Source organism: Streptomyces sp. NPDC046862, from assembly GCF_040704615.1.
Classification (GTDB): domain Bacteria; phylum Actinomycetota; class Actinomycetes; order Streptomycetales; family Streptomycetaceae; genus Streptomyces.
Map to the genome: position 1 here is coordinate 51,150 of NZ_JBEYXP010000028.1, position 16,849 is coordinate 67,998.

The 16,849-nt window shown below is 71.6% G+C and carries 10 protein-coding genes; 5 read left to right on the forward strand and 5 right to left on the reverse strand.

Going from position 1 to position 16,849, the window contains the following annotated elements; translation table 11 throughout:
* Nucleotides 1-131 precede the first annotated feature (131 nt).
* The 5 genes from AB0959_RS28570 (at nucleotide 132) to AB0959_RS28590 (ending at nucleotide 11,383) form a co-directional block, all read left to right on the forward strand.
* A complete protein-coding gene (locus AB0959_RS28570) occupies nucleotides 132-4,100 on the forward strand; it encodes a PglY protein (protein WP_366829475.1) in 3,969 nt (1,322 codons plus the stop codon).
* Nucleotides 4,100-6,901 (forward strand): BREX-2 system phosphatase PglZ, encoded by a 2,802-nt coding sequence (pglZ, locus tag AB0959_RS28575; RefSeq protein WP_366829476.1) that lies wholly within the window; start codon nucleotides 4,100-4,102, stop codon nucleotides 6,899-6,901. Before AB0959_RS28570 ends, pglZ begins: the two co-directional genes overlap by 1 nt.
* Nucleotides 6,898-8,232: a BREX system ATP-binding protein BrxD gene (gene brxD, locus AB0959_RS28580; protein WP_366829477.1), complete on the forward strand. Its 1,335-nt coding sequence runs from the start codon at nucleotides 6,898-6,900 to the stop codon at nucleotides 8,230-8,232. The genes pglZ and brxD overlap by 4 nt, the downstream gene beginning before the upstream one ends.
* The gene (locus tag AB0959_RS28585) at nucleotides 8,229-10,388 is read left to right on the forward strand and encodes a DEAD/DEAH box helicase (RefSeq protein ID WP_366829478.1); all 2,160 of its coding nucleotides are present in this window, start codon (nucleotides 8,229-8,231) and stop codon (nucleotides 10,386-10,388) included. Before brxD ends, AB0959_RS28585 begins: the two co-directional genes overlap by 4 nt.
* A gap of 254 nt (nucleotides 10,389-10,642) precedes the next feature.
* Complete coding sequence (locus tag AB0959_RS28590) at nucleotides 10,643-11,383, forward strand: phosphatase PAP2 family protein (RefSeq protein ID WP_366829543.1); 741 nt, start codon at nucleotides 10,643-10,645, stop codon at nucleotides 11,381-11,383.
* Between the two features lie 17 nt (nucleotides 11,384-11,400).
* Here AB0959_RS28590 and AB0959_RS28595 read toward each other — a convergent pair whose 3' ends face one another.
* The 5 genes from AB0959_RS28595 to AB0959_RS28615 are packed head-to-tail and all read right to left on the reverse strand — an operon-like array spanning nucleotide 11,401 to nucleotide 16,847.
* Nucleotides 11,401-12,762 (reverse strand): glutamate-1-semialdehyde 2,1-aminomutase, encoded by a 1,362-nt coding sequence (locus AB0959_RS28595; protein WP_366829479.1) that lies wholly within the window; start codon nucleotides 12,760-12,762, stop codon nucleotides 11,401-11,403.
* 6 nt (nucleotides 12,763-12,768) lie between these two features.
* Nucleotides 12,769-13,320, reverse strand: coding sequence for a dTDP-4-dehydrorhamnose 3,5-epimerase (gene rfbC, locus AB0959_RS28600; RefSeq protein ID WP_366829480.1), 552 nt, complete (start codon nucleotides 13,318-13,320; stop codon nucleotides 12,769-12,771).
* Nucleotides 13,317-14,579: a polysaccharide pyruvyl transferase family protein gene (locus AB0959_RS28605; protein ID WP_366829481.1), complete on the reverse strand. Its 1,263-nt coding sequence runs from the start codon at nucleotides 14,577-14,579 to the stop codon at nucleotides 13,317-13,319. Before AB0959_RS28605 ends, rfbC begins: the two co-directional genes overlap by 4 nt.
* Entirely contained in the window at nucleotides 14,566-15,540 is a 975-nt protein-coding gene (locus AB0959_RS28610) for a glycosyltransferase (protein WP_366829482.1), read from the reverse strand. The genes AB0959_RS28605 and AB0959_RS28610 overlap by 14 nt, the downstream gene beginning before the upstream one ends.
* Entirely contained in the window at nucleotides 15,537-16,847 is a 1,311-nt protein-coding gene (locus AB0959_RS28615) for a hypothetical protein (RefSeq protein WP_366829544.1), read from the reverse strand. Before AB0959_RS28615 ends, AB0959_RS28610 begins: the two co-directional genes overlap by 4 nt.
* Nucleotides 16,848-16,849 lie beyond the last annotated feature (2 nt).

The following is a 16,849-nucleotide window of genomic DNA, read 5'->3' on the forward strand; positions in this document are numbered from 1 at the left end:
GGCACTGTGCGGTACGGAGAATCTGTATCGACGGGCCTCCGTGTCAGTGCCACCTGGCAGGATGGGGAAGCATCGATCAGTGCGCGAGCCGCGTAGCTGAACCGCGAGCCGAGAGAGGGACTGACCGCCTGATGCCCACGAGTGAGCTCCTGCTGAAGGACGTCATCGAGATCAAGGAAGACGTCCATGCCGGCGATTTCAAGATCGAGCTCTCTCAGGGTTTCAGCGAGACCGACGCACGGGTGGCCGAGTATGTGGTCACCGATCAGCTGCAGAAGGCGTTCCGGGAGGCGCTGGACATCGTGGCGGCCTGTGTCAGGTCGGGCAACTCGGAAGCCGCCTACCTGCACGGCTCCTTCGGCTCCGGCAAGAGCCACTTCCTGACCGTGCTGCACGCCGTGCTCAACAACCACCCGGCCGTCCGCACCAAGTCCCGGCTGATGGAGGTCGTGGCGCCGCACGACGAGTGGCTGCGGCGGAGCCGGTTCCTGATGGTGCCGTACCACCTCGTCGGCTCCGCCGACCTCGACTCCGCGCTGCTCGGCGGCTATGTGCACACGGTGCGGGAGCTTCACCCCGACCAGCCGCTGCCCCCCGTCTACCGGGCCGACGCGCTGCTCGCCGACGCCCGCACCCAGCGGGAGTTCCTCGGCGACGACGCGAAGTTCCTGCAGTGGCTCGGCAAGGGGGCCGCGGCCCTCACGCCGAGCGCGGCCGCGCCCGTGGAGGCCGACCCGGACGACATGCCGATGATCGACGGCGAGGCCGCGGCGCTGCCCGCCGGGACGTGGACGAGTGCCGACTTCGACCGGGCGTTCGCGGGCGGGCCCGACGACCCGTACCGCGAGCGGCTGGTCTCCGCCCTGCTCAGCGGCCCCATGGCTGCCTACGCGCAGGGCATGCGTGGCGAAGCCAGCGCGTTCCTGCCGCTGGAGAACGGCCTCAAGGTCATCTCCCGGCACGCCCAGTCCCTCGGCTACACCGGAGTCGTCCTCTTCCTCGACGAACTGGTCCTGTGGCTCCAGGCCAAGATGGGCAACCAGGACTTCGTGCGCGACCAGGTGCAGCGGCTGGTCAAGCTCATCGAGTCGGGGGACAGCGGCCGGCCGGTGCCGATCGTGTCGTTCGTCTCCCGCCAGCGCGACCTGTCCCAGCTGATCGGCTCGGACGTCGTCGGCGCCGACGTGACCAACCTCGAAGCCCAGATCGAGTACCTGGCCGAGCGGTTCAACGTCGTCGACCTCGAGGACAGCAACCTCGTCGAGATCATCAAGCACCGGGTGCTCGCCCCGAAGCCCGGGATGGAGTCGGTGCGCGACGACGCGTTCAAACTCGTCGAGTCGTCGGGCGACGAGGTCCGGCAGATCCTCCTGGACGCGCAGGGCCGCACCGAGGCCTCCTGGGACGACTTCCGGGAGCTGTACCCGCTCTCCCCGGCGCTCCTCAACGTCCTCGTCGACCTGTCGGGTGCCCTCCAGCGTGAGCGCACCGGCCTCAAACTCGTCCAGGAGCTGCTGCGCCGTCGCCGCGAAGACCTGAAGCTCGGGGAACTCATCCCGCTAGGCGACCTGTGGGACGTCATCGCCCACCGCTCCGGAGCCGCGTTCACCCCCCGGCTGCGCAAGGACGCGGAGACCGCCGACGACTTCCACGGGCGGGTGCGCGAGGAACTGCTGCGCAAGTACAAGACCCCCGGCGACAAACGGTTCCAGGCCGACGAGCGGATCGTCAAGACGCTGCTGCTGGCCGCGCTCGCACCCAACGTGCCCGCCCTGACCCGGCTCACCGGCACCCGGCTCGCCGCGCTCAACCACGGCTCGATCCGCACCCGTGTGGGAGACGCCGGCTCCGTCGCCGCCAAGCGGCTGAGGGAACTGCAGGTCTCCTTCGACAGCGAGCTGCGCAGCGACGGAGACAGGACCGACCCCGTCTTCCACCTGCACCTCTCCGACATCGACGTCGAACCGCTCCTCGAAGAGGTGCAGGGCGTCGCCGACCAGCTCGGCTACCGACGGCAGTGGATCAAGGACCAGCTCTGGCACGAGCTGGGCATCCAGGACACCCAGCCCTTCGTCTGCGAACGGGACGTCGTCTGGCGCGGCACCAAACGCACCGTCGAGTTCATCTTCGGCAACGTGCGCGACACCCACCTGCCCGACGACGAGTTCGCACCCCAGCAGGCCGGGAACCTCCGCATCGTCTTCGACTACCCCTTCGACGACGGCGATCACGGCCCCGTCGACGACCTCCAGCGCGTCGACCGGCTCCGGCGCGCGGGCCGCACCGAGCCCACGCTGGTCTGGCTGCCCGACTTCTTCTCCGAACAGACCTCCAGGCAGCTCGGCCGGCTGCTGAAGATCAACTACCTGCTGGAGCGCGACCGGCTCGACGAGCACACCGCCACCCGCCCCGCCGAGGAGCGGGCACAGATCCGCAACCAGCTCAAGGCGTCCCGCGACAACATCAGCGGCCACCTCACCGAAGCGCTGCTCCAGCTGTACGGGATCAACCGCGCCGAGCCAGAGACCGTCGGCGCGACCGTGCCCGACGGGCAGCACCTGGTGTCCCTGCTGCCGGGCTTCACCCGCACCCGGCCCGAGCCGTCGGTCGGCTTCGAGCAGAACCTGCTGCTGCTCGCCGACGGCATGTTCGCCGCCCGCTACCCCAAGCACCCCGACTTCGACCCGCGGCTGACCCGCAAGGCCATCACCCCGCGCGAGCTGAAGACCACCATGGAGTGGATCGCCCGCGCGATGGAGGACGGCTCCCGGCGGGTCGTCGTGGACAGCCACCACCTGCCCGTCGTCAGGAAGATCGTGCACGCGCTCGGCCTCGGCGAGGTCCACGACGGACCGCTCAACGTCAGCAACGACTGGCGGCTGCGCATCAACAAGAAGGCCGCGGAGAACCCCGACACCGGCGACGACATCGCCGTCGAGACGATCCGCGACTGGATCACCGAGCTCGGCTACGAAGGCCTCGACCGCACCGTCGGCAACCTGATCATCGCGACCTACGCGCTGCTCGACGACCGCACCTGGATCTACCAGACCCAGGTCGTGCCGCAGGCCCCCGAACTGGACCGCATCATCCCCGGCCACGGTCTGCGGGCTGTCGCCCTCCCCGACGAGGACACCTTCACCACCGCACTGCGACGCGCCGGGGCCGTCTTCGGGCAGAGCGTGTCGCCCGTGCTGTTCGCCAGGAACGTCTCGCGTCTCGCCGCGCAGGTACGCGCCGTCGCCGAAGAGCACCGCACCGCCGTGGGGGAAACGCGGACACTGCTCCAGGACAACGCCGTACGGCTCGGTCTCGAAGGACCCGGCGGCGTGGACGCGCCACGGCTGAAGTCCACGAAGGCCGCCGCCGACCTGATCGCCCGGCTGCTGCGCACCACCGCCGCCACCCCTCTCACGGAGGAACTGGCGGGCGCTTCCTACGAGGTGTCGGACCGTGAGATCGGTGCCGCCCTCAAACAGGCCCCCGAAGTGCTGCGAGTGCTGCGGGCACAGCGCGACAGCCGCTGGTCCGACCTGGACATGGTCCGCGAACTCGCGGGCCGGGACGACGGCGTCGGCGACCGGGCGCAGCGGCTGCTGGACACCGTCCGCCGGGCGGCGGGCGCCCACGAGGAGGACGAGTCCCTCGTCCCGGTGCTGGACTCGCTGCAGGAGTCGGCCGTAGCCCTCATGCGGGAGGCCACCCGGCTCGCCCAGGCGGCCCGGCCGGTCGACCCCGTTCCGCCGGCCGAGCCGACCGCGGAGGACGTACGCCTGACCGAGCACGGCACACCCCCGGTGCCCATGGCTCCCGCCGTCCCCGCCACGCCGGTCCGGGACGCCCCGCGTTCCGGACCGGCCCCGCGGGACCCGCGCGTGGGCTACGCGGCCGAGTCCGCCCGTCGTCCCGCCACCTACGTCGTCGAACCCACCCGGCTGGAAACCACGCTCGCGGCCACCGTCGACGGACTCAGCGACGACATTCGCCGCTTCCTCACCGAACACCCCGGTAGCCGCGTCCAGGTCACCTGGCAGGTGATCGAGGACGCCCAACGCGAGGCCGGAGCGGCCGACCAGGACGAGAAGGGGACCGAACGCTGATGGCGCTCCTGCCGCAGGTGGGACGGCGCACCGTCGAGGCGCTCCTGGACCGGCACGCCAAGAAACTGGCCGAACACAGCCTCGTGCTGATCCACGGACAGTACGCGGCCGGCTCGGCCACCACCTTCACCTCCGAGGTAGGTGAACGGACCCGACGCGTCACGGTGCGCGACGAGTCCTCCGTCCTCGGCATCCTGGCCGCCTGGCACAGCCACCGCGACGAGGCCGCGCCCGGTGACCTGCTGGTGGTCACCACCGGTGTCGAGGACGACCAGCTCGGCTGGGACCTGCGCGGGCACGCGGTGCACCGGCGCACCCTCACCGTCGAGAAGGCCGAGATCGTGACGCAGCGGTTCGGGGCCACCGGACTCGACGTGCGCATGTACCGCGAGGACTGGCTCCTGCAGGCACTCGTCGACGCCGAACCCGCCGGACGGGGATGGCCGCGCACCGCGGGCGTCCTCACCCGGGACGCCGCTCTGCGCACCCTGGTCGTCGAACGCCTCGGCCTCGACCACCCGGACATCTCACCCCACGCCACGGCGGAGGCCGCCGTGGACGCGGACGTACTGCTCGCCTGGTCGCGCACCCCCGCCGGTCCGCGCCGTTTCGCCGAACTCGGCGACGCCGAACGCGCGGAGCTGAAGAAGTGGCTCGGCGAGGTCGCAGGGCCCGCCGTGCCGGTCCTGCTCGCCCTCGCCGAGATCGGGCGGGGACACGACGCGATGGCCCTCGGCCTGCTCGGCGCCGCGCTGCGCGACCCCGCCGCCGACCCCGACGTGGCCCTCGCCGTCGGCGGCCTGTTCGGCAAGGCCGGTCCGCGCCGGGGCGAGATCGGCGCCTTCACCGACGCGGTGGAGGGCACCCTCCTGCGCTGGATCGGAGAGGCCGCGGGTTCCCTCGACGTGCGCCACCGAGTGTTCGCCGTGCTGCAGCGCGCCGACGAACTGGCCCGGGACGCCGGTCTCACCGCCGGCCTCCACGGCAGCCGTTTCCTCCTGTCCAGCTTCGCCGCCCAGCTCGCCGCCGTCGTCGAGGGCGCTGACAGGTCCCCCGCACACGGCGAGGCCGCACTCGCCGAGCTGACCGGACACGCCCTGGCCGGGCTCCTCGCCGACCGGGTGCGCGTCGCCGAGATGGCCGTGCGTCTCGCGCGCTGGCTGCGCCAGGGACCGCCCGCGGCGACATCCGTGGCAGCGGGCGTGCGCGACCATGCCGCCGAGTGGGGGTGGGCCGACCGGGCGCTGGCCGTTCTCTGGGCCGGCGACCCCGGCGGCGACCCGGCCGTCGCACAGAGCCTGCGCGACCTCTACGAGCACGGACGGGTACAGCGTGAACGGCTCGACGAGCAGTTCGCCCGGCACCTGGCCGGCTGGGCCGCGAACGCCACCGCCCAACAACCGGGCGGCTGCCTGGTCCTCGAGAACGTCCTCGACACCGTTGTCCGCCCCCTGACGGCAGGCGGACCTCCTCTGGTGATCGTGCTCGACGGGATGAGCAGCGCCGTCGCCGCGCAACTGGGGGAAGAAGCCGAACGGGAGGGCTGGCAGGAGATCGTGCCCCGGCCCGACGAAGGCGGACGGCGCACCCGCCTCGCAGCCGTCTCCATGCTGCCCTCGATCACCCGCACCAGCCGGGCGTCCCTGCTCAGCGGCACGGCTACCCAAGGAGGACAGTCCACCGAGGCCTCCGGGTTCGCGGCCTTCTGGAAGAAGCGGCGCAAGGACGCGGTCCTCTTCCACAAGGCGTCGATAGGGGGAGACGCGGGCCGCTTCCTCGCCCAGGAACTCACCTCAGCCCTCGCCTCCGACGGGGTCGTCGGCGTCGTCCTCAACACCATCGACGACGCGCTCGACTCCGGCCAGCAGGGGCAGCGCACCACATGGTCCCTCGGCGACATCACCTACCTGCGGGAACTCCTGGCCGCCGCCCGCAGCTACGCACGTCCCGTCGTCCTCGTCGCCGACCACGGACACGTCATCGACCGTGGCCGGGGCCGGGTGATCCCCGCCGAGGACGGAGGCGGGTCGGCGCGCTGGCGGCCGGACACCGACGCTGGCGACGGCGAAGTCGTGCTGAGCGGACCGCGTGTCCTCGAAGGAGGCGGCACCATCACCGCCGCCTGGCACGAGGACATCCGGTACGCCGCACGCCGGGCCGGCTACCACGGCGGGGCCTCCCTCGCCGAGATCACCGTCCCGGTCCTCGTCCTACTCCCCTCGAAGGAACTCGCCCCGCGCGACTGGGAACCGCTGCCCCGCGAACAGGCCGCGCCCTCCTGGTGGAAGGCCACCACCACGGCGCCCGTCGACGTGCCGGAGCCCCGGCCGGAAAGCGGCACACCACCCGCGCGGCGACCGGCGAAGCCCACGCCCCGGCAGAGTGAGGAACTGTTCGCGACAGACGACGTCGTGATGCCCGAAGCGGCGCCCGAGGCACCCCCCGCTCCCACGACCCTCGGCGAGCGCGTGGTGGCCGGCGAGGTGTACGAGGCGCAGAAGGAATACGTGCGCAAGGCTCCGGAAGGCAAGGTCGTCGCCGCCGTCATCGACGCGCTGGCCGCAGCCGGGGGCACCATGTCACCCGCCGCCCTGGCCGCGGCCATCTCGGCGACCGGCCGGGTACGGCGCAACATCGAGGGCTTCGTCGCCACCGTGCAGCGCCTGCTCAACGTCGAGGGGTACCCGGTCCTCGGCTTCGTCGACGCCGGTCACGCGGTGAAGCTCGACGTCGCCCTGCTTCGGGACCAGTTCCTGGCGGACGAAGCGAGAGCCGGGTCGTCGAGAAAGGGGACGTCATGAGCGCGGCGACCCCGGCCAGCCCCGTACGCATGCGGGAGGTCGTGGACGCGCTGCGGCGCGGCACAGTACCGCAGGCCGGGCTGGATCTGCTCGCCGTCGGCCTGGACCGGTTCGAGACCGCGCTCGACGACGACCTGGCAGCAACGGCACGAGGCGGAGCCGCGTTCCACGCCATCCGCGGTGAGTACGGCTCCGGGAAGACGTTCTTCGCGCGGTGGCTCGCCGAACGCGCCAAACGTGCCGGACTGGCCACGGCCGAAGTCCAGATCTCCGAGACCGAGACCCCGCTGCACCGGCTGGAGACGGTCTACCGCAGGCTCACCGAGCGTCTGGCGACCGCCACCCATCAGCCCAGCGCGCTGCGCGCGGTCGTCGACTCGTGGTTCTACACACTGGAGGAAGAAGTCCTCGACGCAGGGGAGACGGACGAGGAGAACGAGGCGGCACTCGCCACGGCCGTCGACGCGCTCATGGAACGCAGACTCGCCGACGTCGCCAGGACCACCCCCGCCTTCGCGGCCGCACTGCGCGGCTACCGGCGGGCCGTGGCCGCCGGAGACGGGGCGACGGCGGAAGCACTCATCGCCTGGCTCGGAGGCCAGAAGTCGGTCGCGGCCTCCGCCCGCCGCAGTGCCGGCGTCCGAGGGGACCTCGACCACTTTGCGGCCCTCGGCTTCCTGCAAGGGCTGCTCACAGTGCTGCGTGACTGCGGCCACCCGGGCCTCCTCCTCGTCCTCGACGAGATCGAGACCCTGCAACGCGTACGTGGTGATGTCCGCGAGAAGGGCCTCAACGCGCTGAGGCAGCTGCTGGACGAGATCGACGCGGGCCGGTTCCCGGGGCTCTTCCTCGTCATCACGGGAACCCCGGCGTTCTACGACGGGCAACAGGGGGCGCAGCGGCTGCCTCCGCTCGCCCAACGGCTGGCCACGGACTTCACGACCGACCCGCGCTTCGACTCCCCGCGTGCCGTCCAGCTCCGGCTCCCGGGCTTCGACCTGTCCCAGCTCGTCGAACTCGGCCGCAGTGTGCGCGAGCTGTATGCCCAGATCGCTCGCCATCCCGAGCGGGTGGCCGAGCGAGTCGACGACGCGTATCTGGCGGAGCTCGCCAGGGCCGTCACTGGCAGACTCGGCGGCAAGGTCGGCATCGCGCCCCGCGTGTTCCTGCGCAAGCTGGTGGCCGACGTCCTCGACCGCGTCGACGAGTTCGAGGACTTCGACCCGCGCACGCACTACGCACTGACCATCACCTCGTCGGAACTCACCGAGACCGAACGCAACGCGGCCGCGTCCGGGGATGCCGGTGTCGTCGAACTGGAGCTGCCGTGAGCGCCGGAGACCTGGACCCGGCGCTCATCCACCACATCGTCAACACCCTTGGCTGGCGGAGCCTGCGTCCGCTCCAGGAAGCAGCCGTCACCCCCTTGGTCTGCGGAGATGACGCCGTCCTGCTCGCTCCCACCGCAGGTGGCAAGACCGAGGCAGCAGCTTTCCCGCTGCTGACCCGGATGACGGGGGAGCGGTGGAGCGGCACTTCCGTCCTCTGTGTCTGCCCGCTGAAGGCGCTGCTGAACAACCTGCTGCCGCGGTGGGAGACCTACACCTCCTGGCTGGGCCGCACCGCGGCCCTGTGGCACGGAGACACCACGGCCGGTGCCCGCAAACGGATCCTCGCCGCACGTCCCGACGTCCTGCTCACCACGCCGGAATCGCTCGAAGCGATGCTGGTGAGCGCCAACGTCGACCACGCCTCGTTCTTCTCGGGGTTGCGGGCCGTCGTGGTGGACGAGGTGCACGCCTTCGCCGGTGACGACCGGGGATGGCACCTCCTCGCCGTACTGGAACGGCTGCAACGGGTCGCGGGCCGATCGGTGCAACGTGTCGGCCTCTCGGCGACCGTCGGCAATCCCGACGCACTGCTCACCTGGCTGCAGGGCTCAGGGGCGAACAAGCAGCCGGGGCAGGTGATCGCCCCCCACCTCTCCGACCTCCCACCCATGGCAACCGGGGTCGAGTCTCAATCCGCAGTAGCCGGTGGACCGGCCACCGTCCCACCGGGGGACGTCCAACTCGACCACGTCGGCTCGCTCGACAACGCGGCCACCGTCATCGCCGCACTGCACCGTGGCGAGAAGCGCCTCGTCTTCTGCGAGTCACGGCGCTACGTGGAGGAACTCGGGGAGAAGCTCTTGGCGAAGGGCGTCACCACCTTTCTCTCGCACGCCTCACTCTCCCTCGACGAGCGCCGACGTGCCGAGGCGGCCTTCGCCGAGGCCCGCGACTGCGTGATCATCTCCACCAGCACGCTGGAACTCGGCATCGACGTCGGTGACCTGGACCGGGTCATCCAGATCGACGCTCCCGCCTCGGTGGCCTCCTTCCTCCAGCGGCTCGGCCGTTCCGGACGCCGAGAGGGCGCCACACGCAACTGCCTGTTCCTCGCCCTGGACGAGGAAGGCCTCCTGGGAGCGGCCGGACTGCTGCTCAAGTGGTCGCAAGGATGGGTGGAACGGGTCGTTGCACCACCGGAGCCCCGGCACATCGTCGCCCAGCAACTTCTCGCCCTGTGCCTTCAGGAGAACCGTGTCGGCGAGCACCTGTGGCAGGAATGGTGGAACGGACTCGGCCCCTTCGGCGGGTCGGCCGAACCGATCGTGCGCCACCTCGTCGACCAGGGGTACCTGGACCGGGACGGCGGCATGCTGTTCATCGGCCCGGAGGCGGAACGGCGCTTCGGACACCGCCACTTCATGAACCTCACCGCGGTGTTCACCGCGCCTCCGCAGTTCACCGTCCTCCAGGGACGTACGGAGATCGGCCGGACCGACCCCAGCCTCCTCACCGAACGGGTCGACGGCCCACGTCGGCTTCTGCTGGCCGGACGGAGCTGGCAGGTCACCTACATCGACTGGCGGCGCAAGCGCTGTTTCGTCGAGCCCGTCGACGGGGGAGGCAAGGCCAAGTGGAGCAGTCCCGGATTCGGTTCGGCCGGCTCCTGCGAGCTCACCCGCGCGGAACGTCAGGTACTGCTGGGTGAGGATCCGCCCGTGAAGATGACGGGGCGGGCGACCAGCGCCCTGCGGCGGGCCCGTGAGGAGTACCTGGAGCGGGTGCATCCCGGAGGCACCCTGATCATTCAGGACACGGAGGGACAGGTGCGCTGGTGGACCTGGGCGGGCCACCGTACGAACGCCACACTCGCCGCGACTCTCGGCATGGTCGCGGTGCCGGGACAACACATCAACGACCGCTGGATCCGGCTGCGCGAGGACGTCACCGCGCACACCTGGAGCGAGACGAAGAAGGACGCGACCGACCGGTTGTGTCTGCCGGACGTCGACGAACGGGCGGTACGTGGCCTGAAGTTTGGCGAAGCCCTTCCACCACGCCTGGCCGAGGCCACGCTGTCGGCCCGGCTGGCCGACACGGAGTCCGCCACCGCCGTGCTCACGGAACCGGTGCGCTTCGTCCGGCCCGAACGGTGACGTCGCCCGGTGCTCGGTTCGGCGAGGGGAAAGGGCAGGGCGGACGGACGGGCCGAGTCCATGAAAACCGGGCATCGGGCACGTCACCGCGACAGGTCAGGAACAATGAACCGACGATGACCTCGGAGACCTCCGGCGTCCTGATCCCACAGCCCCACCTGCGCCGACGACACCCCGCACCCACCTCGCCACCCGCAACGCCCCTCCACCGCCGAGTGATGCGGGCGTTCCTCGCAGCCAAGGAGCGCCGGGACATGAACCACTGCCGCGCATGGCAGACAAGGTCACCGAAAGCAGGCCGGGCAGCCCTGCTGCCCCCGTCGCTGCGCGTGCGGCTCGGGCTGATCGCGGCCCTCGCCGCGCTGGTGGTCGTGGTGATCGGGGTCCTGTACGCCGGTCACAGCGAGCCCGGCAGGGTGGACCGGTGGATCGTCGAGCCGACGGCGGACAGTGTGCGGCCGCCGTGGCGGTACGTCGCTCTGGCCCTGGACTTCCTGGGGGAGCCCGCGGGAGCGGCGATGCTGGTCGTGGCCGTCGTGGCGGGCTGCCTGCTGCTTCGGCGTCCTCGCGCGGCGGTGCTCGTCGTGGCCGGCGTCGGCGTGAGCGTGGTGACGGCGACGCTGCTCAAGCACCTGGTGGGGCGCACCATCCACGGCGACGGCAACCTGTCCTACCCGAGCGGGCACACCGCCTTCCTCACCGCGCTCGCCCTCGTGGTGGCGCTGCTCGCGACCGGCCGGCTCGGCCTCGGCAGGACGGCCGGTACCTCACTCGTGCTCGCCGCGGCGCTGGTCGCCGGCGCGGCCATGGGCTGGGCACAGGTCGCCCTGGGCGCGCACTACCCGACCGACGTCCTCGGCGGCTGGTGCACCGCGCTGGCGGTGATACCGGCGACCGCGTGGCTGGTCGACCGTGTGGCCGACCGGCTGGCTGACGGGATGGCCGCTCGGTCGGCTGACCGGACGGCCGACGCCGGTCGGCAGGAGCGGCGCTGACGTCACATCACGTCACGTCACGCCAAGCGGCGGAACACGGGCTTCACCGGTCGTCCGCCCGTCCAAGGGGCGGGGTCGGCGGCGTCCAGTGCCTTCCGGTACACCGCACATGCCTGGGCCACCACGTCGACGGTGTGATCGATGTCGGTGTCGCTGAGCGCGCTGCTCACCACGAACGACGGGGCCAGCACCCCGCCCGCGAGGAGCCGGCGCAGGAACAGGGTGCGGTACTCCTGCGACGGCTGAAGGTTCTCGTCGAGGGTGGCGAAGACCAGGTTGCTGGCCCGGCCCCGGACGACGACGTGGTCGCCGACGCCCATGCTCGCCGCGGCGTCGCGGACACCGGCGGCCAGCCTCTCGCCGAGGGCGTGCAGCCGCGCGGTGACGCCCTCCTCGGCGTAGGTGGTCTGCACGGCCATCGCGGCCGCCAGGGAGTGCGTTTCCGCACCGTGGGTGGTGGACAGCAGGAACACCCGCTCGCCGGAGTGACGCAGCCCGCCCCGCTCCATCAGCTCGCGGCGCCCGGCCAGCGCGGAGACCGCGAATCCGTTGCCCAGCGCCTTGCCGAACGTGGACAGGTCGGGGACGACGCCGTACAGGCCCTGGGCGCCCGCCTCGGACCAGCGGAAGCCGGTGATCATCTCGTCGAAGATCAGGACGCAGCCGTGCCGGTCGGCCAGTTCGCGCAGGCCGGCGAGGTACCCGGGAGGCGGCTCGGTGTGGGTGGCGGGTTCGAGGATCAGACAGGCGACCTCGTCCTGGTACCGGGTGAGCAGCTCCTCCGTGGCGGCCAGGTCCCCGTAGGGGAAGGAAACGGTGAGGTCGTTTGTCGCCGCCGGAATGCCGGCGGACATCGGCGTGGTGCCGATGAACCAGTCGTCGGTGGAGAAGAACGGATGGTCGCCGCAGAGTGCCACCCGCGTGCGCCCGGTGGCGGCGCGGGCCAGGCGCACCGCGGCGGTGGTGGCGTCGGAGCCGTTCTTCGCGAACTTCACCATCTCGGCGGTCGGTACCGTGGCCAGGAAGCGTTCCGCCGCTTGGACCTCCACGACGGACGGCCGGACGAAGTTGCTGCCGCGGTCGATTTCCCGCCGTACCGCCTCGACCACGCGCGGGTGGGCGTGGCCGAGGCTGACCGACCGCAGGCCGGAGCCGTACTCGACGTAGCGGTTGCCGTCGACGTCCCACACATGGGCACCGTGGCCGTGGCTGATGACCGGGGCCATGTTCTCGGGGTACTGGTCGTCGCCCTTGGCGTAGGTGTGGGCGCCCCCGGGGATCAGGGCGTGCAGCCGCTCGTTGGCCTGTCGCGACCGGGGCAGGAGGAACTCCGCGGTCTCCGCGGTCTCCGCGGTGTGTTCGGCGTATTCGGTGGTCAACCGACTTCACCCTTCCTTGTGCTTCAGGACCTCGGCGAGGCTCGGCGCCTCCCGGTCCCGCTGGGACATCGACGTGACCGGCAGCGGCCAGGGAATGGCGAGTTCCGGGTCATCGAAGGCGATCGTCACGTCCTCGGACGGATCGTGCTCACGGTCGATACGGTAAGAGGTGTCTGCGATTTCGGTAAGAGCCTGGAAGCCGTGCGCGCATCCCGCCGGGATGTACACGGTCTTCTGCGTCTCGCCGGACAGCTCGAAGAAGGCCCGGCCCAGGTACGTCGGCGAGTCCGGCCGCAGGTCCACGACGACGTCGAAGATCTGCCCGTACGAGCACCGCACCAGCTTGGCCTCGCCGGCGCCGGAGCGCAGGTGCAGGCCGCGCAGCACGCCCCGGACCGAGCGGGACACGCTGTCCTGGATGAAGGCGTGCGGGTCGAGGCCCACCGAGCGGACCACGTCGGCGTCGAAGGTGCGGCAGAAGAAGCCGCGTTCGTCGGCGTACGGCGTCGGCTCGAACAGGTACGCTCCGGCGATCTCCGGGACTTCGGTCGCTTTCATGGAGCCTTCCGCAGGGTGTGGGTGTGGGTATGAGCGTGGGGGTGACCGGCCGCCGGAAACAGGGTCGCGGTCAAGGCGTCGAACTGGTGCTGGAGGCGCCGGGCGGCGGCCTGGTTCCGCTCGGTGAGGGCCTGCCGCAGTTCGGCCGATTGCTTCTCCAGGGCCCGGAACTGATCCAGCAGCCGGTCGGCGTCGACCTCGCGCGCAGGGTGGCAGTACGCGCCGAGGCCCATGTCCGCCATGAGCGCGTCGCTCTTCGCCGCATAACTGAGGGCGAGCACGGGCGTTCCGGTCTTCAGCGCGCAGATCAGGTTGTGGTAGCGGACGGCCACCACGGTGTCGGCGGCCGCCATCTCGTTCATCAGGTCGGCCAGTGAGGCCGGTTCGGCGGCGGTGACCAGCGGTGAGTCCACCGCGTCGAGGATCGCGGCGACCACCGACAGATCGCACTGGTCGCCGGTGAGGAGCCGGACCGGCCTGCCCTCCTCGACCAGCGCGCGGACGAAACGGATCGTCCCGTCGAGGTAGCGCCGGTATATCTCCTCGGCCCGGCCGCGGTCGTCGTTGCCGCCGTGGAAGTCCATGACCCCGACGCAGACCGGCCCCGGCGAGTCCGAGTCCGAGTCCGCGGGCGCGCTCGCCTGCGGCGTGGGCAGGGAGAACGCGAGGTCCGGGTAGACCTCGTCGCGCGACGTGTCCACACCCATCGCCCGCATCGCGTCGCGGGACTGGGCATCGCGGTACGACCGGTACGCGGCCAGCCGTGCCGACCAGCGCACCAGGGCCCGGGTCGGCCGGTTGCCGATCGTCGCGGCGCCGACGCTGACGAGCGCGACCCGGGTGCCGAACAGCCGGCCACTCGCGCAGAGCAGGAACAGCGAGTACGGGAAACCCCAGGGCCGCAGCGGCAGCGTGGCCTCCAGGACGCCCATGCCCGGCACGATCACCACGTCGTGCCGGCGCACCCAGGCGGCGGTGCGGAAGACGTCGACGAGTTTGCCCAGGCCCTTCGCCGCGACCGAGCCCGCACGTGACGCGGTCCGGTACTCCGCGCGGTTCCAGTGCAGCCGCGTGGCGGGGATCCCGAACCGGGCCTTCACCGCCTCGGGGCCGCCGCACAGCGCGTCCACGACCGCCTCCGGGTGCTCGGCACGGAGGTACCCGAGCACGGCCTCCAGCGACCCGTCGTTGCCGAGGTTGCCGGAACCGAGCAGGCCGAACACGCCGACGCGCACCGGGGTTTCGTCAGCGGACGTCATACGTGCCCCCTTCACGACCGGCACGACCTTCACGCCCGGCGACGAGGGCGTCCACGGAGACCGTGAGCAGGGCCGGGTCGACCGGGGCGCGGTCCTCGACCCGCTCACCGGCGCCCGGACGGACCCGGCTGGTCATCCACGCGGCCATGTGGCGGTAGCAGGCGCGCCGGTCGGCCGCGGACAGCGGCGCCCTCCGGATCGCCGAGGCGAAGCCCCAGATGTACTCGGCGAGCAGCCGGGGCGTCGGGTGCAGCGGGCCCGCCCGGCGCGGGTCCAGGTTGACGCACCGGGAACGCTTGGACGGGTTGGCCCGCTCGGCGCGGGTGGGGTGGTCGCGGCGGAAGTACAGCAACTCGGGTACCTGGTGGAAGCGGCCGTGCAGGGTGATCTCGGCGACGTACGTGCGGTCCGCGTGGTGGTAGCTGTCCATCGGTTTCACCCGGCGCAGCACGTCGGTCCGCATCACCCCGTAGAAGTCGTCGCCACCCGGCTCGAACAACAGACTGCGGAAGCGCTCCGGCGCGTGCGGCGAGTCGGTGGCGAGGGTGTACTCGTAGGGGACCTTCACCTGGCCGTCGCCGTCGATGACCGCCTGGTCGGTGTGCGCGAGGATCACGTCCGGCCGCTCGTCCAGCGCCTCGACGCAGCGCCGCAGCAGGTCCCGGCCGTACAGGTCGTCGTGCGAGGCCCACTTGAACAGCTCGCCGCGGGACTCGGCCAACACACGGTTGTGGTTCGGCGTGGCGCCGATGTTCCGGGGCAGCCGGAGGTAGCGGATGCGCGAGTCCTTCTCGGCGTACCGGCGGCAGATGTCCTGGGTCCCGTCGGTCGAGGCGTTGTCGGAGATGACCAGCTCGAAGTCCTCGTAGGTCTGGCCGAGCAGGGCGTCGAGCGATTCGGCCAGGTACTCCTCGCCGTTGTACACGGGCAGGCCGATGCTCAGCCTGGGTCGGTCGGTCATGAGGTCCTCACTTCGGGGACGGGATGGTGGTGGCGCTCGCGCAGGGCGGACCGCAGTTGCAGCCACCACACGGCCGAGCCGCTGACGGTCGCGGCGGCGACGCCCCAGGCCGAGCCGACCGTGCCCGCGGCGGCCGCGCCGCCGAGCCCGCCGCCGACGTAACAGACGGAGGCGAACAGCTGGCAGCGCAGGCTGCGCCGGGCCGCGCCGAGCGCGCGCAGTCCGGCCGCCGCACCCGTGCCGAGGCCCGCGCCCGCGACGCCGAGGGTGATCGGCACGATGAGCTGCGAGGCGGAAGTCCAGACGCCGCCGAGCACCAGCTCGCCGAGCCGGTCCGGCAGCAACAGCAGCGGTCCGCCCCAGAGCAGCGCGGCAACGGCCTGCCCACCGCCAAGGAGGAGGCAGAACTTCCCCAGCCGCTGCGGGGCCTGCCGCAGCACCCGCGCCGCCTCCGGGACGGTGACCAGTGACAGCCCCATCAGCACGGCGAGGAACGGGCCCATCAGGAGCTCGGCACCCCGCACCGCACCCACCGCGCCGACCCCGACGATCGCGCCGAGCCCGTAGGCCCGCAGCTGGCTCGCGCCACTGAGGCTGACGTTCTCGACCAGGTAGCGGTAGCCGAGATCTCGCTGCTCGCGAAGCCAGCCGCGCGCCTCGGTCATCCGGGGCCGGATGCCGGACTGGATGTAGCCGTACCCCGCCGCCACCGTGGCGGACGCGCCCCAGGCGAGCACGAACGAGGCCACGCTGCCCACACGGGCCGCCACGACCATGGCCGGGACGAGCGCGACGCCCCACACGACGTCGTTGACGAACGCCTTCCGCCCGGCGCCGGCGGCGAAGAACGAGAACCGCCAGGCGTCCTGCAGCAGCAGCCCCGGCAGCATGACGCCGAGGCAGGCGAACGCGGGCCCCACACGGCCACCGAGAGCGAGGCCGACCACCAGACACGCCGCGCCGAGGACGGCACCGACACCGAGCGCGGTACCCGACGCCCGGGTCACCGCCCCGCGCCAGGACGCCTCAGACACGCCGCTGAAGCGCACCACGAGCGGGTCGGTGGCCAGGCCGCGGGAGACGTTGAGCACCACGCCGTAGGTCACCCAGGCCAGGCTGAACACGCCGAACGCGGTCACCCCCAGCGAGCGGGCCACGTAGATGCCCACCACGAAGTTGCTGATGCTGGAGGCCGCCTGGTCGGCCAGCCCCCAGGACAGCCGGCCGGCGAGGGCCCGCCGGGCGTTCGGCCGGGCGTGTCTGGCCCGGACCGGCGGTGCCGTCGTCTTCTCCCCCTCGGTGGTCATTG

Coding starts and splice junctions, on each gene's coding strand:
- AB0959_RS28590 (WP_366829543.1), top strand. CDS start 10,643: ATGAACCACTGCCGCGCATGGCAGACAAGGTCACCGAAAGCAGGCCGG.
- rfbC (WP_366829480.1), bottom strand. CDS start 13,320: ATGAAAGCGACCGAAGTCCCGGAGATCGCCGGAGCGTACCTGTTCGAG.
- brxD (WP_366829477.1), top strand. CDS start 6,898: ATGAGCGCGGCGACCCCGGCCAGCCCCGTACGCATGCGGGAGGTCGTG.
- AB0959_RS28570 (WP_366829475.1), top strand. CDS start 132: ATGCCCACGAGTGAGCTCCTGCTGAAGGACGTCATCGAGATCAAGGAA.
- AB0959_RS28605 (WP_366829481.1), bottom strand. CDS start 14,579: ATGACGTCCGCTGACGAAACCCCGGTGCGCGTCGGCGTGTTCGGCCTG.
- pglZ (WP_366829476.1), top strand. CDS start 4,100: ATGGCGCTCCTGCCGCAGGTGGGACGGCGCACCGTCGAGGCGCTCCTG.
- AB0959_RS28610 (WP_366829482.1), bottom strand. CDS start 15,540: ATGACCGACCGACCCAGGCTGAGCATCGGCCTGCCCGTGTACAACGGC.
- AB0959_RS28615 (WP_366829544.1), bottom strand. CDS start 16,847: ATGACCACCGAGGGGGAGAAGACGACGGCACCGCCGGTCCGGGCCAGA.